The organism is Altibacter sp., assembly GCF_019913785.1.
Classification (GTDB): domain Bacteria; phylum Bacteroidota; class Bacteroidia; order Flavobacteriales; family Flavobacteriaceae; genus Altibacter.
Genome location: NZ_JAIOHK010000031.1, coordinates 23,516 through 42,076 on the forward strand (window position 1 = coordinate 23,516; position 18,561 = coordinate 42,076).

The 18,561-nt window shown below is 41.4% G+C and carries 18 protein-coding genes; 7 read left to right on the forward strand and 11 right to left on the reverse strand.

Features of this window, described 5'->3' with window-relative positions:
• Positions 1 to 37 precede the first annotated feature (37 nt).
• Genes K8F54_RS04470 through K8F54_RS04480 form a run of 3 tightly spaced genes read left to right on the forward strand, consistent with a single transcriptional unit; the run spans position 38 to position 3,326 of the window.
• The gene (locus tag K8F54_RS04470) at positions 38 to 1,399 is read left to right on the forward strand and encodes a Gfo/Idh/MocA family oxidoreductase (RefSeq protein ID WP_290787619.1); all 1,362 of its coding nucleotides are present in this window, start codon (positions 38 to 40) and stop codon (positions 1,397 to 1,399) included.
• A 24-nt stretch (positions 1,400 to 1,423) separates the two neighbouring features.
• Complete coding sequence (locus tag K8F54_RS04475; RefSeq protein ID WP_290787622.1) at positions 1,424 to 2,503, forward strand: galactokinase family protein; 1,080 nt, start codon at positions 1,424 to 1,426, stop codon at positions 2,501 to 2,503.
• A complete protein-coding gene (locus K8F54_RS04480; RefSeq protein WP_290787625.1) occupies positions 2,496 to 3,326 on the forward strand; it encodes a sugar phosphate nucleotidyltransferase in 831 nt (276 codons plus the stop codon). The genes K8F54_RS04475 and K8F54_RS04480 overlap by 8 nt, the downstream gene beginning before the upstream one ends.
• Before the next feature lie 47 nt (positions 3,327 to 3,373).
• On the opposite strand, the gene K8F54_RS04485 is transcribed toward K8F54_RS04480, so the two are convergent.
• The 6 genes from K8F54_RS04485 to K8F54_RS04510 form a co-directional block, all read right to left on the reverse strand.
• Positions 3,374 to 5,638 carry an aconitate hydratase gene (locus K8F54_RS04485; protein ID WP_290787628.1) on the reverse strand — a complete coding sequence of 755 codons (2,265 nt, stop codon included), beginning with the start codon at positions 5,636 to 5,638 and terminating at the stop codon, positions 3,374 to 3,376.
• Positions 5,639 to 5,810: 172 nt separating this feature from the next.
• The gene (locus K8F54_RS04490) at positions 5,811 to 6,953 is read right to left on the reverse strand and encodes an acyltransferase (RefSeq protein WP_290787631.1); all 1,143 of its coding nucleotides are present in this window, start codon (positions 6,951 to 6,953) and stop codon (positions 5,811 to 5,813) included.
• 37 nt (positions 6,954 to 6,990) lie between these two features.
• Complete coding sequence (locus tag K8F54_RS04495; protein ID WP_290787633.1) at positions 6,991 to 7,944, reverse strand: MoxR family ATPase; 954 nt, start codon at positions 7,942 to 7,944, stop codon at positions 6,991 to 6,993.
• Between the two features lie 14 nt (positions 7,945 to 7,958).
• A complete protein-coding gene (locus tag K8F54_RS04500) occupies positions 7,959 to 9,407 on the reverse strand; it encodes a peptidylprolyl isomerase (protein WP_290787637.1) in 1,449 nt (482 codons plus the stop codon).
• Positions 9,385 to 10,239 carry a peptidyl-prolyl cis-trans isomerase gene (locus tag K8F54_RS04505; RefSeq protein WP_290787640.1) on the reverse strand — a complete coding sequence of 285 codons (855 nt, stop codon included), beginning with the start codon at positions 10,237 to 10,239 and terminating at the stop codon, positions 9,385 to 9,387. The genes K8F54_RS04500 and K8F54_RS04505 overlap by 23 nt, the downstream gene beginning before the upstream one ends.
• Positions 10,239 to 12,200: a peptidylprolyl isomerase gene (locus tag K8F54_RS04510; RefSeq protein ID WP_290787644.1), complete on the reverse strand. Its 1,962-nt coding sequence runs from the start codon at positions 12,198 to 12,200 to the stop codon at positions 10,239 to 10,241. Before K8F54_RS04510 ends, K8F54_RS04505 begins: the two co-directional genes overlap by 1 nt.
• Positions 12,201 to 12,329: 129 nt before the next feature.
• Here K8F54_RS04510 and K8F54_RS04515 point away from each other — a divergent pair, with 129 nt between their 5' ends.
• The 4 genes from K8F54_RS04515 to K8F54_RS04530 all read left to right on the forward strand — a co-directional run bounded on the left by K8F54_RS04515 (position 12,330) and on the right by K8F54_RS04530 (position 14,194).
• Positions 12,330 to 12,908 (forward strand): SRPBCC family protein, encoded by a 579-nt coding sequence (locus K8F54_RS04515; RefSeq protein ID WP_363299264.1) that lies wholly within the window; start codon positions 12,330 to 12,332, stop codon positions 12,906 to 12,908.
• Entirely contained in the window at positions 12,905 to 13,147 is a 243-nt protein-coding gene (locus K8F54_RS04520) for a hypothetical protein (protein WP_290787647.1), read from the forward strand. Before K8F54_RS04515 ends, K8F54_RS04520 begins: the two co-directional genes overlap by 4 nt.
• Complete coding sequence (locus tag K8F54_RS04525) at positions 13,144 to 13,587, forward strand: DinB family protein (protein WP_290787650.1); 444 nt, start codon at positions 13,144 to 13,146, stop codon at positions 13,585 to 13,587. The genes K8F54_RS04520 and K8F54_RS04525 overlap by 4 nt, the downstream gene beginning before the upstream one ends.
• Before the next feature lie 94 nt (positions 13,588 to 13,681).
• A complete protein-coding gene (locus tag K8F54_RS04530) occupies positions 13,682 to 14,194 on the forward strand; it encodes an OmpH family outer membrane protein (protein ID WP_290787653.1) in 513 nt (170 codons plus the stop codon).
• A gap of 35 nt (positions 14,195 to 14,229) precedes the next feature.
• Here K8F54_RS04530 and guaB read toward each other — a convergent pair whose 3' ends face one another.
• From guaB to K8F54_RS04555, 5 genes are all read right to left on the reverse strand, one after another.
• Positions 14,230 to 15,702 carry an IMP dehydrogenase gene (guaB, locus tag K8F54_RS04535; RefSeq protein ID WP_290787656.1) on the reverse strand — a complete coding sequence of 491 codons (1,473 nt, stop codon included), beginning with the start codon at positions 15,700 to 15,702 and terminating at the stop codon, positions 14,230 to 14,232.
• 81 nt (positions 15,703 to 15,783) lie between these two features.
• Entirely contained in the window at positions 15,784 to 16,227 is a 444-nt protein-coding gene (locus K8F54_RS04540; RefSeq protein ID WP_290787659.1) for a hypothetical protein, read from the reverse strand.
• 25 nt (positions 16,228 to 16,252) lie between these two features.
• Positions 16,253 to 16,747, reverse strand: coding sequence for a hypothetical protein (locus K8F54_RS04545; RefSeq protein WP_290787661.1), 495 nt, complete (start codon positions 16,745 to 16,747; stop codon positions 16,253 to 16,255).
• The gene (locus K8F54_RS04550; RefSeq protein WP_290787663.1) at positions 16,747 to 17,277 is read right to left on the reverse strand and encodes an FMN-binding protein; all 531 of its coding nucleotides are present in this window, start codon (positions 17,275 to 17,277) and stop codon (positions 16,747 to 16,749) included. The genes K8F54_RS04545 and K8F54_RS04550 overlap by 1 nt, the downstream gene beginning before the upstream one ends.
• A 101-nt stretch (positions 17,278 to 17,378) precedes the next feature.
• Entirely contained in the window at positions 17,379 to 18,554 is a 1,176-nt protein-coding gene (locus K8F54_RS04555) for a porin (RefSeq protein ID WP_290787665.1), read from the reverse strand.
• Positions 18,555 to 18,561: the final 7 nt, after the last annotated feature.

Genomic DNA, 18,561 nt, shown 5'->3' on the forward strand with positions numbered 1-18,561 from the left:
TTTGGTTAATTTTGTAAGACAACTAAATTAGAAACCCATGAGCTCAAGACGAGATTTTGTAAAGAAAACTGCAATTCTAGGAACCGGTATAGCCTTATCGCCACAACTTACCTTCGGCTCAGGTTTTAACACTTCAAAGGAAAAATTAAATATAGGACTAATAGGTGTTGGTCTAAGGGGGACAAACCACTTAAACAATGTTCTACTTCGCGATGACGTAAACGTAGTGGCTATATGTGATATCGATGAACGCAGAAACACCATAGCCCTCGAAATGATATCGAAGGCCGATCAAAAAAAACCAAAGGTATTTAGCAGTAATGAATATGCGTACAAAGACCTCTTAGCACTAGCCGAAGTCGATGCTGTGATCATTTCTACACCCTGGCTTTGGCACGCCCGTATGGCCAAGGATGCCATGGTTGCAGGAAAATACACCGGATTGGAAGTTTCGGCCGCTAATACCATGGAAGAGTGTTGGGACTTGGTGAATCTTCACGAACAGACCGGTTCTCATCTAATGATCCTCGAAAATGTTTGCTATCGAAGAGATATTATGGCGGTGCTCAATATGGTGCGCCAAAATATGTTTGGAGAATTGCTACATTTCAGATGTGGCTACCAACACGATCTGCGCTTTGTAAAATTTAATGATGGTAAAACGGCCTACGGTCTTGGCGTAGAGTTTGGTGAAAAAGGAATCTCCGAATCGGCCTGGAGGACACAGCATTCCCTACTTCGAAATGCCGATGTCTATCCTACACACGGAGTGGGACCCATCGCTGTTATGTGTGATATCAACAGAGGTAACCGTTTTGTCTCTATGACCTCCATGGCGACCAAAGGAGTTGGTTTACACAACTATATTGTAAAGCACGGCGGGAAGGACCATCCCAATGCCAAACTAAAGTTTAAACAAGGTGATATCATCACTTCGATGATCGAAACGGCCAAGGGTGAGACCATCATCGTCACACACGATTGCAACTCCCCTCGCCCCTATTCACTAGGCTTCCGAGTACAAGGAAGTGAAGGCATCTGGGAAGTGGATGGAAACCGAATTTATATAGAAGATAAAACCTCGAAACCCCATCAATGGGACGAAGCCACCGAATGGCTGACAAAATACGACCATCCGCTTTGGCAGAAATATGGCAAAAAGGCCATGGGTGCCGGACATGGAGGAATGGATTTCTTCGTAATTCACGCCTTTGTGGAATCGGCCAAGCAGAATATTGCGCCACCCCTAGACGTGTACGACGCAGCAGCCTGGAGTGCCATAACACCTTTATCCGAAGCATCCATAGCCAACAATGGAGAACCACAGGATTTTCCCGATTTTACACGTGGAAATTGGGTAAAACGCAAGCCTTATAACTGGATCAAAGACAGCTATTAGATTTTGACCCCTTCTGAAAAAAAAGTGATTGCTATTACCGCTCCCGCAAGAATTTGTCTTTTTGGCGACCATCAGGATTATCTAGGGCTTCCAGTCATTGCCGGTGCAATTGACAAGCAGATTACACTAACCGCAGCACCAAATTTAAAAGATGAGATAGAAATTTCGATGCCCGATATTGATGCCTATAGAATTATTCCAATTTCTGAAACTTTTGAAAACCTAGCGCCCAGAGATTATTTTGCTTCGGGTATTCGTGTTGTACAGCGCTACGGATGTGTACCTTCCCATGGATACCACATAACTATTACCGGAAACGTACCTATAAATTCAGGCGTTTCCAGTTCGTCCGCCATGGTGGTTGCCTGGATTCATTTTTTGCTGAAGGCTTTTGGAAGCGACCAAACTTTTTCTCCGGCTTTCATCGCCAAACTGGCACATGAAGCCGAAGTCCTTGAACACAACGAACCCGGGGGTAAGATGGATCAGTACAGCATCAGTCTTGGCAATATTATCTATATGGAAACAGGGGTTTCCTTTACACACAAAACAATTGGACATTCGATGGAAGGACTTATTTTGGCCGATTCCGGTGTTAAAAAGGAAACCTTGCAGGTCCTTTCCGAAGCAAAGAACAACGCTTTAGCTGCGATTGATCTGGTGCGTCAAAATGTACCCGACTTTCAGTTAGAAAAAATAAAACCGGAAGAAGTGCTCGCCTATAATGCGTTTATACCAAATCACTTACAGCCGTACTTTTACGCCGCAGTACAGAATCATGCCATCACTCAAAATGCCTTGATCGAATTTGAAGAAGAAACCATCGATTTAAAAAAAATAGGGCAACTTATGTCGCAACACCATGACATTCTAAAAGATATTTTACACATTACGGTGCCCAAGATCGATGCCATGATCGATGCGGCTTTGAAGGCCGGCGCTTACGGAGCTAAGATTGTAGGTTCAGGTGGAGGCGGCAGTATCATTGTTTTGGCGGCTCCTGAAAACATAAGCCCTATCTGCAATGCCATTCTAAAAACCGGTGCCAAAGCAGCCTATCCGGTTAGGGTTTCTGAAGGCACTCAATTTAAGGACCATGACTGAAACACTAATCATACTAGCGGCAGGGGCTTCTTCGAGAATGAAGCAATCACTCAGCGATGCCTCTCTTGGGAATATAAAAAGTAAGGCATTAATCTCACTGGGGAAAGACAACCAACCCCTGTTAGATTATTTGTTGCTGAATGCACAAAAAGCCGGATACAGCACCATTTATTTGGTCGTTGGGGAAGCCGCCGAGGCGTTTAAAAAATACTACGAAAACAACTCATATTTTTCTGAATTGACCATCCGCTTTGCTACGCAACATATTCCGAATGAGCGATCAAAACCCTTCGGCACGGCTGATGCGGTCTTGCAAACACTGGAGCAATTTCCGGAATTACAGCGACAAACTTTTTCGGTTTGTAATGCAGATAATTTGTATTCTTCCGAAGCGCTTGAGGCAGTTCGAAGAACGGACAGCCCTCAGGCCTTTATTAGCTATGATCGCAACGGATTGCAATTTTCTACTGAGCGAATTTCGGCATTTGCCTTGGTAATTTTAGATCCCGGAAGTTATCTGACACATATTGTTGAGAAACCAAATCCTTCAGAATTAGAACCGTACCGACAGCTAGATGGCAGCTTTCGGGTGAGCATGAATTTGTGGAAGTTGGATGGTGCAAAAATATATCCCTTTTTGAAGAATTGCCCCGTACATCGGGAACGGAATGAAAAAGAATTGCCAACTGCCATTTTAAATATGATTCGTGATTATCCGAAATCAGTCTTGGCGATTCCTTTTAACGAACATGTCCCCGACCTTACTTCAATAGAAGACATCGCAGTTTTAAAAAAATACATAGACGATCACTTTTCTTCATAAAAAAACCCCTGTGAAAACAGAGGCTTTTGTCTCGATGCGATTTCAGGTTACGCATTTTCCTTTTTAATCAGATTCAAGGCGGAACCTTCTCTATACCATTCAATTTGAGATAAATTATAGGTATGATTTGCCATAATGGTATCCTTACTTCCGTCCTTATGCACCACTTCTATAGTCAATGGCTTATTCGGTGCAAAAAATGCAATATCCACAAAGTTAAAGGTATCGTCTTCCTGAATCTTGTCGTAGTCGGCCTCATTGGCAAAGGTGAGTCCGAGCATCCCTTGTTTCTTTAAATTGGTCTCATGGATACGTGCAAACGATTTTGCCAAAACAGCAGCCACTCCTAAGAAGCGCGGTTGCATGGCGGCATGCTCTCTGGAAGATCCTTCCCCATAGTTATGATCACCCACAACAATGGTTTTAATTCCCTTGGCCTTGTATTCACGTTGCACATCGGGAACACCGCCGTATTCACCCGTCAACTGATTCTTCACAAAATTTGTTTTCTTATTATAGGCATTAACGGCCCCAATAAGTGTGTTGTTGGCAATATTGTCCAAATGACCTCTAAAACGCAACCAGGGTCCGGCCATAGAGATGTGATCTGTGGTACATTTGCCGAAGGCCTTTATAAGTAATTTCACTCCTTGCAATTCGGCATCTTTGATGGGAACAAAAGGCGCTAATAACTGTAACCGCTCCGACGTGGTACTTACCTTCACTTGGATACCGCTTCCGTCGGCTACAGGTGCTAGATAACCGGCATCTTCAACTTCGAAACCTTTTGGAGGTAGTTCGATTCCACGAGGTTCCTCCAGCTTCACTTCCTGTCCGTCTTCGTTTAACAATGTATCGTTCATAGGGTCGAAATCCAATCGCCCAGAAATTGCAATAGCTGCCACCATTTCGGGCGAACCTACAAAGGCATGGGTGTTAGGGTTTCCATCGGCACGTTTGGAAAAGTTTCGGTTAAAGGAATGCACAATGGTATTCTTTTCATCTCCCTTTCTATCACTTCTGTCCCACTGTCCTATACAAGGTCCGCAGGCGTTGGTAAAGATGGTCGCACCTAAATTTTCGAATACGTCCAACAAACCGTCACGCTCGGCTGTAAAGCGAATCTGTTCAGATCCCGGGTTAATACCGAAATCACTTTTCGGCTTTAGTTTCTTATCAATGGCCTGTTGCGCAATAGACGCGGCACGTGTTAGATCTTCATACGAAGAATTGGTACAGGATCCTATCAATCCCCAATCCACTTTTAAAGGCCAATCGTTTTTACGGGCCTTCTCGCCTAATTGCCCTACCGGAGTTGCAAGATCGGGCGTAAAAGGTCCGTTTAAATGTGGTCGTAATTCGGAAAGGTTGATCTCGATCACCTGATCGAAATAGGTTTCAGGATTTGCATATACTTCGTCATCACCGGTCAAGTATTTTCTAATTTTATTGGCTTCATCGGCAATTTCGGCTCTATCGGTAGCGCGTAAAAAACGTTCCATCGCATCGTCGTATCCGAAGGTGGAAGTGGTCGCTCCTATTTCGGCACCCATATTACAAATCGTTCCTTTTCCGGTACACGACAAGTTTTTTGCTCCTGGGCCAAAATATTCGACGATAGCTCCGGTTCCCCCTTTCACGGTTAGTATCCCTGCTACCTTGAGTATAACATCCTTGGAGGCCGTCCAGCCGCTTAATTCTCCTGTCAATTTAACCCCAATGAGCTTCGGGAATTTCAATTCCCACGCCATACCAGCCATTACATCTACAGCATCTGCACCTCCAACTCCAATCGCTACCATTCCGAGACCACCGGCATTTACCGTATGCGAATCGGTTCCTATCATCATGCCCCCCGGAAAGGCGTAATTCTCCAACACTACTTGGTGGATAATTCCTGCTCCCGGTTTCCAGAAACCAATTCCGTATTTGTTGGACACTGATTCCAGAAAATCGAAGACTTCATTGCTCGTTTCATTGGCGCGCTTTAGATCGGCAGTGGCCCCTTGCTTCGCCTGGATTAGGTGATCACAATGTACAGTGGTGGGTACGGCTACCTTATCTTTTCCGGCCTGCATAAATTGCAGCAAGGCCATTTGAGCCGTCGCATCCTGACAGGCAATTCGATCAGGGGCAAAATCTACATAGTCCTTCCCTCGTGTAAATGCCTTGGTTGGCATTCCATCCCAAAGGTGATTATACAGTATTTTTTCTGAAAGCGTAAGTGGTCTCCCAACAATTTCGCGTGCCTTATCTACTCGCTCGGCCATTTGGGCGTAGACCTTTTTTATCATGTCAATATCGAATGCCATAGTTGAATTTTTATGTTTTTAAGGTTCAGCGAAAGTACAAAATTTTAGATTAATTCAAAAATGTTTAATAAATATCCGTAATCACTGATTATATTTTATTAAATATCAATTTTTATTGCATTTTTTTAATGATTATTTAATTTTTGATATGCTAAATTATGAAATTCTGAATTTAGCTTCTTCCCAATAATCGCTTCATTTTGGGTGAATCGCGCAAATCGGTTAGGGGTTTCTCAAAGTAGACATACAAAAGGTAGGATAGTAGGATGGTAATACCCCAATACAAGAACGTATAGGCCCATAAGGACAGTCCGCGCAATTCTTCAGAAGGAAAGATCGCTTTTAACGAATGTAAAATAATGGTATAGTGTAATAAATACAATGAATAAGATATAAGACTGATGGTCGTGATAAACTTTACAAGCGGCTTGAAAGTCATTTCCAAAGTATCTAAATACGGGATAAGGCATGCAATTGCAATTGAATTCAGCGGTAAATAAAAGATAATCATAAAGGCGGGAGCTTCTCCTACTGTTAAACCTAAGGGAACTCTGAATATATGGAGTACGAAGATACATACAAGCCCCACCAGTAGTATATGTCGCTTATGATCGATAAGCCAAGCATGGTATTTATCATACAAATAGCGTAGCAAAAAGCCATAATACACCACGTCCAACCGGTAGATTAAAACCTTTCTAATGGACTCGTTCCAGTCCACAATATCGGTTAAGGTATCATTATAGTAGAAATGTATTTTTGTAAGTATAAAACAAAGAATGATAAAAAGGGTCACATACAAAAAGAAGGCCTCTCTGTTTTTCTTCGGAAATAATTTAATCAGCCCATACAGCAGGAACGGCCCAAGTATATATGAGAATTGTTCTACTGCCAAACTCCACGATACTCTGTAGAAAGGCAAAGAGGTGTCTGTTACATTCTGAAGATATAAAAAATACTTGTACAGCTTTTGCGGTAATTCTCCATATATACTGTACCACACAACAACATTCACTATGAGTAAAAGATAGTAATTTGGAAAGGTGCGAAACCAACGTCGGAAAAGAAATGTTTTAATTGACGAAAATGAAAAATCGGGCTTTTGGATTTCCCGAAGGATGATCTTCCCAATTAAAAATCCACTTATTATAAAAAAGACCTCAACCCCTATGGTTCCACTTAGCCGCATCGCATAATCGACCACTTTTGGATAGTGATCACTAATCCATCTTGTATGTGCAAACAATACCAATAAAATAGCAATGGTTCGGGCTAGATCAAGACCAACGTTGCGCTTTTTATTGCTAATGTTCATATACTGAAACTAGTTTACAGCAGATGAAGTTACTAAATTAATACAAGCTTTGGATAATTTCTTCGATGGTCAAGCCTTCGGCTTCGGCCTTGTAGTTTTTAATGAGTCGGTGGCGAAGAATCCCAATGGCTACTTTTTGAACATCGGCAATATCTGGTGAAAATTTGCCGTGCAATGCTGCATGCGCTTTTGCCCCTAAGATAAGGTTCTGCGAAGCCCGCGGACCAGCGCCCCAATCGATATAATTTTTAACCATTTCGGGTGCGGCCTGACTCTTAGGTCTGGTTTTACCTACCAGGGTCACAGCGTATTCTACCACATTATCGGCTACCGGTATCCTTCGGATTAGTTGTTGGAATCTGATAATTTCTTCAGAAGAAAATAATGGATTTACAGTCGCCGTCTCCCCTGAAGTAGTTGTTTTAACCACTTCAACCTCTTCCGAAAAAGAAGGGTAATCCAAATTCACGGCAAACATGAATCTATCTAGTTGTGCTTCGGGCAAGGGGTAAGTTCCCTCCTGTTCAATAGGGTTTTGGGTAGCCAATACAAAGTAAGGAAGGTCCAGTTTATAGTGATTCCCCGCAATGGTCACCGCGCGTTCCTGCATGGCTTCCAATAAGGCGGCCTGTGTTTTAGGGGGCGTACGGTTTATCTCATCGGCCAAGATAATATTGGCGAATATGGGCCCTTTAATAAATTTGAAATGTCTGTTCTCATCCAGAATCTCAGATCCTAGGATATCACTGGGCATGAGGTCGGGAGTAAATTGAATTCGTTTAAACTTGAGCCCCAGTGCCTCAGCCACCGTATTGACCAAGAGCGTTTTTGCCAATCCGGGAACCCCAATTAGAAGAGCATGTCCGCCCGAAAAAATTGAAAGCAATACCTGTTCGACTACGTCGTCCTGACCAACAATTACCTTTTTAATTTCCTGCCGTAGGGCATTGTATTTTTCGACTAGTTGTTCGACTGCTGCTACGTCTGACATAGGGTATGAATTTATTATTTTTTAAGCCAATTGCTAGAAAACTCGCAATCCTGATAATCTTCGTTTACGTTGATGTAGGTATCTTTAATTTTCTTATCCTGCCAGATCCCAATGGCCTTAATTTGTTTTTCCTTTAATGCCAGTTCTTTAATTTTTTCATAGTCCTTCACATAGTCGGATGGATGCTCTTCCAATCGGTTGGTCACGGTTAAGATCTTAAAACTGCTTTTTCCCGTATAGTCCCTGTCTGTATAAATTTTTGTGACTTCCCCTGGCTTTAAATTGTATACCTGGCCACTAAGCGTAGGATCCATTTTGGTAAGATCGAATTTGGTATCTCCGGTAACGGGGTTCACCAACTGTCCTCCATTGTTACGGGTTTCTATATCATCGGAATTCATTTTGGCAGCTTCGGAAAACGTAATTTCACCACTTACAATCTTTTCGCGAAGCTTTTCCACTTTAGTCCGAGCTGCATCAATTGATTCTTGGGAAACTTCAGGAAAAATAATCACGTGACGCACATCAATCTCCTGACCTCTAATTTTTTCGACGTACACGATATGCCATCCAAATTCGGTTTCGAAAGGTTCGCTCACTTCTCCTTCTAACAATGAAAATGCCTGGTCTTTAAACTCTTTGGCAAAGGGTGAATTTCGGCGAATGCCTGCTATCAATCCTCCTTTTGCTGCGCTCCCGTCTTTCGAATACAAAACGGCCTTGGTCGCAAAGCTGGCCCCATTTTCTACCACATCGGCCCGCATTTGGCTGAGTCGATCGATTACTTTTTTCTTTGCTTCTTCGGTCACTTCGGGTTCAATAACAATTTGCGCCACTTCCACCTCGGCACTAAATACAGGACGGTCGTCTTCGGGGATAGAGTAAAAGAACTCGCGCACCTCTTCGGGGGTAACCTCTACATTTTCAACAACTTTACGCTGCATCTCACTGGCGAGTCGGAGCGTTTTATTCACATCAAATAAATCCTTCCGAAGTTCATCTATATTGTCTTTTCTATAGTAACTAGCTACTTTTTCTTCACTGCCCAACTCACTTATCATATACTGAAGCTGTTGCTCGATCTGTGAATTAATTTCGGCATCCGGCACCAAGATACTATCTATCTTGGCCTGATGTGCGTACAGTTTATCCTCCAACAACTTTCCGAATAATTGACACCGCGTAATACCGTCGGTTGAAATGCCCTGGGCATCCAATTCTAAATAACTCTTATCGATATCGCTATCCAATATTACATAGTCCCCCACTACAGCGCTCACCCCTTCCGCTTTATAACGCTTAAATGGCAATATCGTGTCTTTCTGAACCACACTGTCCATTTCGGCTTCATTGCCTTTGGCAACACCCGTACTGTCAACAACAACTACCTCTTGCGATAAACCGACTAAGTGAGTAGCAATACATAAAAGGAAAAGGAAACTAGTGCGGTGTATAGGTTTCAAACTTCTTATTTTTAATAGCATCTTTTGTAATATCTTTTTCTAGTTTTTTTATAAGTTCCAGCTTTCTTTTGTTCAGAATAATCTGTTTTATAGTAGGTTCTATATGCGAAAGCGGGGCAATATCGTTTGGTTTAAGGATATCTTCAATTTTCACCAAATATACTCCTAATGAATCTTGTAATTGTGTAAAATTAGATTTTTTTAACACTTGGTCACTGTTGTCTTTTAATACAGTTAAGGTGCTTACCAGCGCCTCTCTTTTTACCCAAATGGAATCGTTGAAATTGAATTCTTTAAACTGAATACTAAGGGTGCTTAATTCGGTTTTGTCCTTATCGTTAAAGCGATCTAACAGTTGCCTAGCTTTCGCAATATTCGAATAGTTTGGATCCACCCATATGTAACGCACCTTTACCAGATCATCTCTCAATTTAAAATTCTCCTTGTTTAAATCGTAGAAATCTTGCAATTCACGAACAGAAACAGTGCTATCCAATTGCTTGGAAACAATGACTCCTTTATAGGCTTCGGTATACAGATCGTCCTTGTATTCCTTTACCAATTTATCGTAGGCGGCTAATTTTTCCTCCGAAAGATTTATTCTCGCCTGATCAATAAGTAATTGCTGAGTCGCCCAACGATTTATAAAATTGTTGATAATCAGAGTGCTGTCCTCTTTGGTGGTGTTTTCAGAAATGAGCGATTTTATATCATCCTCATACAAATAACTGTCATTGACCCTGGCAATTGGAGTCTTCTCCGGATCCTGTTTAAAATACTCACAGGAGCATAAGAATAGCAGACAGCTAATGTATGTGAGTACATACCGCATTAGGAATTCAATTCTTTAATTACTTTTTTCAAAACTTTTTTGTGCACTTCTACCTGATGTTTATTACGCAAATCCTGTATCCAGTTTTCTTCCAGATAATTTTGGTAGTTGCTTAGTACCTTACCTCGCACTTCGTCCAGTGTTTTCAAGCTTGGTGGAATCACTTCCCGTACTTGAACAATGACAAAGGAGTCTCCTACCGTATGCATTTTTGAAACGCCGCTAACTGCCTGAAATTCTTCCGGCAATTCCTTGCTGTCAATTTCAAACACACCATTCGAGATAATAACGTTTACCTTGTCTGAATTATTTAATTGTTTCTTGATCTCTTCTTCGGTCTTGCCCTGCTTTAATAATTCGGACACCTGATTTGCCATACTTGCATCGGTGGTCGAGACGATCATGGCATCCACTCGTTTTTTCCAGGTGTATTGATCCTTTATTGAATTGTAATAGGTCTGTAATCCTATGGAGTCGTTCTTGGCCTTATTCCAAATATTTTTATTCATCACATCGAAAATGAGTAAGCCATCACGATACTCGCTAATGATGGCCGCATAGTCTTCGTTCTCAAATTCCAATCGATCTCGATAGTATTTTTTTAGCTCCAAAGTTTCAAACTCATCGAACATTCCTGCAATCAAACCTTCCTTGGTTTTATACACTTGAGATTTACGTTGACGGTCACTTATATAAGCCGCAAAATCACTAAATTTAAGAGTGCGATCCCCTATTTTAAAAAGGGTCTTGTCTTTTGAAGGCGTTAAGGTGTCATAGACCCATTTTCTCTGAAGTACTTCATCACTTAAAAAAGCTTGAAAAAATGACTTGTAGGCTTCGTTTACCTGATATCCGTATTTTTCTTTAATCTTCTTATTTACCTTACTCGTCATTACCTTAGAGCGAGTGGCATCCTGAACTCGTTTCAGCAACATGTCCTTTTGCGCCTCATAGGTTGGCTCACTATGAAGCTCATCTAAGCGAATAATATGCCAGCCAAAACTGGTTTTTATCGGTTTGGATAACTCTCCCGGCTTTGTCAGTTGGTACGCTGCCTCTTCAAACTCGGTAGAACGCAAGTCTCCCTTACGGAATTTGCCCAATTTTCCGCCAACCTTACCCGAATTTTTATCGTCCGAATATTGTTGCGCCAAGTTTTCAAACGACTCCCCCTGTTGAATCAGTGCATATATTTCCTTAATGCGTTCTTCAGGATTAAAGGTGCGGGTGTCGTCTTCTTTATCGGAAATCATAATGTGTGAAACCGAAATCTCGGGAGCTCGCATTCTGCGATCGTTCACTTTGATGATATGGTAGCCGAATTGAGTTCTAACAATTTCTGAAATTTCACCCACCGGCGTATTGTACGCCATGGTTTCGAAGGGATATACCAATGCAAAAACCGAAAAATACCCCAATTCCCCGGCATGTTCCTTGGCGGTGGGTTCCTCGGAAGTTTCCTTAGCAAGCTTCGTAAAGTCCTCTCCTTTTAGCGCTCTATCACGAATGACCTTAATTTTATTATACGCCTTCAGGGTGTCCTGAGGCAAATCATCGTAGGTAGACAACACCAAAATATGCGAAGCATCTATCTCTTCCAAGCCTCTTTGGTAAGCTTCCAGAGCTAAATCTTCGGCTACTTTGTCTTCGTATAGGTAATTTCGGGACAACTGTTCCTGATATTGTGAAAACTCCTTTTTGTAATTTGCATCTTGATGGAGATTCTGCGCATAGGCCTCGGCAATTTTCAATTTATAGTCTATGAAAAGTTGTAAATAACTCTCCACATTCTTTTGAGACTCATCTTGCACCAAATTGAGGTTCTTTTTGTACACTCGTTTAAACTCCGATGCATATACAGGAGTATCATTTACCGTTAGTAAAACATCTTTTTTCTTTTGTGCAACCGCAGCAAACGAAATGGTAAATAACAATAGAAGGGACGCTATTTTCTTATACATTTTTGAATTTGTTTTTTTTTAAAGGATTCTGGCAAAAATAACAAAAACCAATCGTTAAACAAGTGTGTTGCGTTAAGGTTTTTAGCTGCTCTATAGTGTGTAATTTGGCTTCGGAAATACTCCAGAAAAATGTACCTTGCATATATAAAAGAATTTAATTCTGAAATGAGCCATTACAAAAAGATGGCGGTCACCAATATATTCCATGGCGAATCACAGCTGATGGTTTTATATATTCAAAAAGAACTGATGAAATATACCTGCGAAATGAGCATAAACCTGCCTCGCGAAGAAGTTATCAAAAAATTGGACAATCCAGAAAACATGAAACACTGGCAACGCGGACTGGTAGGTTATGAATTTTTAAGTGGCACTCCTGGAAGTGAGGGAGCCAAAATGAAGCTCGAATACAAGATGGGAAAACGTGAAATGGTACTAACAGAGACCATTATTAAAAATAAATTCCCGGAAGAATTTCACGCCACCTATGACACCAAAGGAGTCCACAATATTCAATACAATTATTTTCACCCTACCGAAAATAATACCACCAAATGGGTTTCGGAAGCCGAATTCCACTTTAAGGGGCTTGGGATGAAATTGATGTCGTGGCTTATGCCTTCTGCCTTTAAAAAGCAATCGATGACGTATTTAAAGGACTTTAAAAATTTTGCTGAAAATGGAACTTCTGTATTAGATAGTAAATGAAAGAACGCGTAAAACTAATTTGGGATTTTCGCGGACCGAATGCCTTTCCCATTGCACAGCATCACGCCAAGCATTTGGGAGAATTCGCCCAGGCCGAGGGTTTGCAACATTCGATTACGGGCAGCGAACAACTTGCCGAAATGTACGCTATCGCTTTTCTGGTCGTAGAAAAAGTACATATGCATGCCTTGAGAGAAAAATTAAAACCCAATAGAGGACAATTATATACCGAGAAATGAAAGACTTCTTTATTGAAAAATTTCAATATAATTTCGACAGCAATCAGCGTATGATTAACTGTATGGAAGCCAACTCAAAGGCCTATACCCAAAGAGCACAAGATTTAATAGGCCATACCTTCAATGCACATCATATATGGAACTGTCGTATTTTAGGGCAAACACCCAAACAAACAGTTTGGGAGGTGTTTCAACTTAAAGATTTACACCAAATGAATACGGCTACCAATAATCAAAGCATGGATATTCTTTCCTCCTTTGAGCTTACAAAGATAACCGAGTATACAAATACCCGCGGACAATCCTACTCAAATAGGGTTGATGATATCCTCTATCATATAATTAATCATAGCACCTATCATCGCGGACAGCTTATGACCGAACTAAAGCAACATGGCGTCATTCCTATTAGCACCGATTATATATTTTTTAAGCGGTAATTTCTGTTCAAAAATGCTAACATCTTGTTATATAGTGAACTAATTTTGATATTTTTTTGTAGTATTGCAGCCCAATAAAACAACAAGAGAACTCATGAGAATTTTAGCGATTTTATTTTTATTTATTTCTTTTTCAGCATTTTCACAAACAAAGGTAGGTACGGTAGATGTGGATTTTATTCTGTCTAAAATGCCCGAAATACCCTCGGTTCAAAAACAGGTAGAAGATTATGGAAAAGAACTAGATGCAGATTTCAAGAAGAATTTGGAAGCTTACGACGCACTGGTAAAGGCGTATACCGAAGGAGAGGCCGGACTTACTATTGCCCAGAAAAAGACCAAGCAAGAAGAAATTATTGCTGCTGAAAACGATTTAAACAAAATTCAACAAAACGGGTCAAAACTGATGAACATCAAACGAGATGAATTGTTGCGCCCGTTGTATCAAAAAATAGGGGTTTCCTTAGAGAAAATTGCCAAAGCCGAAGGATATACACAGGTGCTTCAGTTGGACAATTCGGTTGTATATGCCGATAATACCTACGACCTTACCCTAACGATATTAAAAGATTTGGGAATTACCATAGAAGAAGAGACAAAACAGTAATTCTTTGTTAAAAAAAAGCCAGATAGGAGCGCCAATTATCTCGAATAATTTGGTGCTTCTTTGGTTATGGTCACATCGTGTGGATGACTCTCATGAATACCGGAAGCGGTAATCTTAATGAATTTTCCGGTCTCTTTTAAGGTATGGATATCCTTGGCTCCGCAATAGCCCATTCCGGCACGTAAACCACCGATAAACTGTGTCATGCTTTCTACGAGGTCTCCCTTATAAGGAACACGACCCACAATCCCTTCAGGAACCAACTTTTTAATGTCGTCTTCCACATCTTGGAAATAACGATCCTTTGACCCTTGTTTCATGGCCTCAACCGATCCCATTCCTCTATACGACTTAAATTTACGTCCTTCATAAATAATGGTCTCTCCGGGTGATTCTTTGGTACCGGCTAAAAGAGAACCCAGCATCACACAATCGGCTCCAGCTGCAATGGCCTTTGGAATATCTCCTGTATACCGTATACCGCCATCGGCAATTACCGGCACTCCACTCCCTTTAATCGCTGCGGCGACTTCAAGTACCGCAGAAAATTGTGGAAACCCAACTCCGGCAACAACACGGGTGGTACAAATAGATCCGGGACCAATCCCCACTTTTACCGCATCGGCTCCCGCTTTTACGAGATATTTTGCCGCTTCGGCCGTGGCTATATTTCCTACGATCACATCTAATTTTGGGAATTTCTTTTTCACTTCTTTGAGTACGCTCACTACTCCTTTGGTATGACCATGCGCTGTATCGATAATCACGGCATCCACCTGTGCATTTACTAGAGCTTCGGCTCGCGCGACAGCATCACCGGTAACTCCCAAAGCCGCAGCCACTCGTAACCTACCGAATTCATCCTTATTGGCTATAGGCTTTTGCGTGATTTTTGTAATATCTCGAAACGTAATCAAGCCTAAAAGCATTCCTTCTTCATTTACAACAGGAAGCTTTTCAATCTTATTCTTCTGAAGAATGATCTCTGCTTCTTTCAATGAGGTTCCCTGGGCAACTGTGACCAGATTTTTTTCGGTCATAACTTCACTCAAGGGCCGACTGAAATTCTTTTCGAAACGAAGGTCTCTATTGGTGACAATACCTATTAACTTTCCTTTGCCATCGGTAATTGGAATACCGCCGATGCTATATTCACGCATGGTGCTTTGCGCATCGCCAACCGTAGCTGTTTTTGGCAAGGTAACCGGATCTTGAATCATACCGCTTTCGGCGCGTTTTACCTTACGCACCTCGGCAGCCTGATTTTCGATGCTCATGTTCTTGTGCAATACTCCAATGCCGCCTTCGCGTGCCATTGCAATGGCCATAGCGCTTTCGGTCACCGTATCCATTGCCGCTGAAGCAATAGGAACATTGAGCCAAATATTTCGGCTAAACTGAGTTTTGATAGAAACTTCGCGTGGTAATACTTCAGAATAGGCAGGCACTAAAAGTACGTCGTCGTAAGTAAGGCCTTCTCCAAGAATTTTGTCGATGTGTGCAGTCATTGCAATTAAAATTAACTTCCGAAGCACCGAAAGTGGTTACTGTTTAATTGCGTGCAAATGTACAACTATTAAATGAGACCTTTATAAGTTTCTTTTGGTAAAACCTTTCGGAATAAATAGTTTTTCTGAATCGTAAAAACTAATATAGACCAAAATAGGTTGTTTCAAATTGCCGTATACCACCTCGTATACATCGACCAAGGCCACGCCGTCAAAGCCATTTTCACTGTCGTATTCACAACAACTCCCTCTCCTGTGAAATGTAACCACTTCCCCCCTGGGTCCGGCCAATGATGATAAATACCTTCGCTGATTTTCGGCACTGCGTCCGCCTACCATCACCGGATATTCACCAGATAGACCATAAGCCTCGTTCTCAGCATATTCGGTGACATCAAAAAAGGGTTCGTAATGATCAGAGGTTTCGGTGGCGTTGGTACTACTGCTTAAAATGACCGGGCTTTTTTTTGCACCACAAGAAGTTAACAGGAGCCCAAGTACTAGTGTAGATATTAGTTTTTTCACGGGATGGCTTTTCCCAAAGTTAGGGTTATTTCTTCTTTCGAAAAAACAATTGTTGTAAAACAGCCCCGGCTCCAATAAAATAAACAGCCGTCATCAAAATCCCCGATATCACAACAACATATTTCATCCACAGCATCCCCTTCCACATCAAATAAATACCACCAAAGGTTAAAACAATCGAAAAGAAAGGTTCGATCATTAAAAAGGATTTCAGTTTTTGAGGTAAAGAAGTAATGGCCAGTAATCCCCCTAAAAAAAAGAAGATAAAGGAAACTGAGAGCACATGCGTATGTAATATGGTGAGCATCTCACGATCTCCTTTTTCAAATTTCATCACTTGTACATCCTCCATATCCTCATTCCCCAGATAGTTTTCTACAAGTCCGTCGGGGGTAGCCGATTCTGTTTGACGCACAAATAAAAGTCCGGTAATGTATCCTATTGTTAGTACAATAACAAAGGCGGCAATAAACAGTTTTATATGCTTCGGAAAACTATGGATGAGGCCATGCAATTGCATTATAAGACGTTTTGTTGTTGCAGTATGGCAACACTTTGAAGCAAATCATTCATCGCCTTGGTCATGGATCGAACAGAGATCGTTGCGCCACTGATGGGTATGATATCCTGATTGTATTTCAGTTCCTTCGAACGCGTTGTAACACCTTCAAATTGTTGTAACCATCGTCTGCTACTAATCTCACCTCCGTATTCCTCACGGTAGACCAATACTTTACTTTTGGTGATGATAAGGTCTTTGTCGAACAATACCAAATAATCGAAGGTGGCAGTTTTACTGGGTGCATTCCCAATATAGGCATAGCCCAAAAAAGTTCCTTTGGAGGTAATCTTGATGAGATTTCCATCGCTAAATTCAGATAGTGTTTTAGCATTTAATTCTTTCGAAATAAGAATTGTTTCTTTTTCAAAATGATCGGTGCCGTAAAACGCAGCAATTACTTTATCCGCCTTTTTTACAATGTTGGAGGGAATTGTAAAGGCCGAAGCTAAAACTCCGATTACTAAAAGGATACTAATTTTGCGAATCATATTGCAAAGGTATTTATTTGGGTTGGTTCTTCATGAAAAAATACCCAAAACCTCTTGCGATTCCACAAGAGGTCTTGTGGCTAACTAACACTTATGGTTTCTTAAAACCATACTCCTATTCCAAAATTGAGTTGGTCATCGACATTACCGCCTTCAACTTTGTTATCTTTAAATTGATAATCTCCTTTTATTACAACGCCAGGTGCTATATGATAGCTCAGGCCGGTGGTGATGTCGGTTCTGTTATAGGCATCATTGGCTACTAGATTGCCATCGGTATTGGCATGGGTATCGTAATTCTCATAACGCGCGAAGGCGAATAATTTTTGCTTTGCTGAAAGCGGTAAGATATTATAGGCAACTTCCCCGTAATACCCCATTAGCGCGCTTCCCAAATCTTTTCCGGTCAATGCGTTGTACGCCTCTGTGTCATTCAAGGCAGCATAGATAAACTCGGCTCTTGCTGTAAATTTCTTAAAGGCATAACGCGCATCGAAACCTACCATGGAGATCCCGATTACGGCGCCGTCTAATGCCTCTATCTCATCTTCTGCCTGTGTCTTACCAAAATACCCCGCCAATCCGAAGCGAAAACCCGGAATTCCGTAATAGTCAACCTTGGTAGAAAGCGTAGGTGTATCAACTGTAGATTGAATCCCTTTTTGACGTCCCCCACGTAGCCCACTAGAACCACTTAATTTTCCAACAGCACCACCTTCGCCGTCGGAAACGGTCGATTTAAAACCATTGAAGATATAGGCTTGATATCCCAAAGAAAGGTCGGGAAACCGTCCGGTAACCCCTACCCCAATTTCTCTCCATGTAGTAGGAACGATACTATTTGCGACCGCAGGTCGCTCTGTACCGTTAAAAGTGGTTGGTTCGTGGTATTCATTGATAATCCCCATAGGCACCAACATCAACCCTCCTCGAAGGCTCACATTATCACTTACAGCATAATTTACAAAGGCTTGTTCTACGAACACCTCTTCTACATGTTCAATTTCAATTTCTGAAACAAACTGAGTTCGTTCATTGAATTTATACCCTAAAAGCAGCACTAAGCGTTGTACGTCTAACTCGCCGTTATCTCCTTCGGGTTGGTTGTAAGTAATTTCGCCATAGGCACCTATGGTCACTGCATTACCGGTACTATTAGAAAGAATTTTTTGAGCTGAATTTTGTTGTTGTGAACTTGAAGAAATGGAGTCCTTGGCTGTCTGTGCAAAGGAAAAAGTTGCAAATAACAAGGCAGAAATAATTGATAGTTTTTTCATGTATTTT

What these genes read in the sequence shown, in the direction of transcription:
- K8F54_RS04525 (WP_290787650.1), top strand. Translation starts at nt 13,144, where the DNA reads ATGAAAGACTTCTTTATTGAAAAATTTCAATATAATTTCGACAGCAAT.
- K8F54_RS04555 (WP_290787665.1), bottom strand. Translation starts at nt 18,554, where the DNA reads ATGAAAAAACTATCAATTATTTCTGCCTTGTTATTTGCAACTTTTTCC.
- K8F54_RS04530 (WP_290787653.1), top strand. Translation starts at nt 13,682, where the DNA reads ATGAGAATTTTAGCGATTTTATTTTTATTTATTTCTTTTTCAGCATTT.
- guaB (WP_290787656.1), bottom strand. Translation starts at nt 15,702, where the DNA reads ATGACTGCACACATCGACAAAATTCTTGGAGAAGGCCTTACTTACGAC.
- K8F54_RS04520 (WP_290787647.1), top strand. Translation starts at nt 12,905, where the DNA reads ATGAAAGAACGCGTAAAACTAATTTGGGATTTTCGCGGACCGAATGCC.
- K8F54_RS04470 (WP_290787619.1), top strand. Translation starts at nt 38, where the DNA reads ATGAGCTCAAGACGAGATTTTGTAAAGAAAACTGCAATTCTAGGAACC.
- K8F54_RS04550 (WP_290787663.1), bottom strand. Translation starts at nt 17,277, where the DNA reads ATGATTCGCAAAATTAGTATCCTTTTAGTAATCGGAGTTTTAGCTTCG.
- K8F54_RS04510 (WP_290787644.1), bottom strand. Translation starts at nt 12,200, where the DNA reads ATGTATAAGAAAATAGCGTCCCTTCTATTGTTATTTACCATTTCGTTT.
- K8F54_RS04485 (WP_290787628.1), bottom strand. Translation starts at nt 5,638, where the DNA reads ATGGCATTCGATATTGACATGATAAAAAAGGTCTACGCCCAAATGGCC.
- K8F54_RS04480 (WP_290787625.1), top strand. Translation starts at nt 2,496, where the DNA reads ATGACTGAAACACTAATCATACTAGCGGCAGGGGCTTCTTCGAGAATG.
- K8F54_RS04490 (WP_290787631.1), bottom strand. Translation starts at nt 6,953, where the DNA reads ATGAACATTAGCAATAAAAAGCGCAACGTTGGTCTTGATCTAGCCCGA.
- K8F54_RS04505 (WP_290787640.1), bottom strand. Translation starts at nt 10,239, where the DNA reads ATGCGGTATGTACTCACATACATTAGCTGTCTGCTATTCTTATGCTCC.
- K8F54_RS04515 (WP_363299264.1), top strand. Translation starts at nt 12,330, where the DNA reads ATGTACCTTGCATATATAAAAGAATTTAATTCTGAAATGAGCCATTAC.
- K8F54_RS04545 (WP_290787661.1), bottom strand. Translation starts at nt 16,747, where the DNA reads ATGCAATTGCATGGCCTCATCCATAGTTTTCCGAAGCATATAAAACTG.
- K8F54_RS04495 (WP_290787633.1), bottom strand. Translation starts at nt 7,944, where the DNA reads ATGTCAGACGTAGCAGCAGTCGAACAACTAGTCGAAAAATACAATGCC.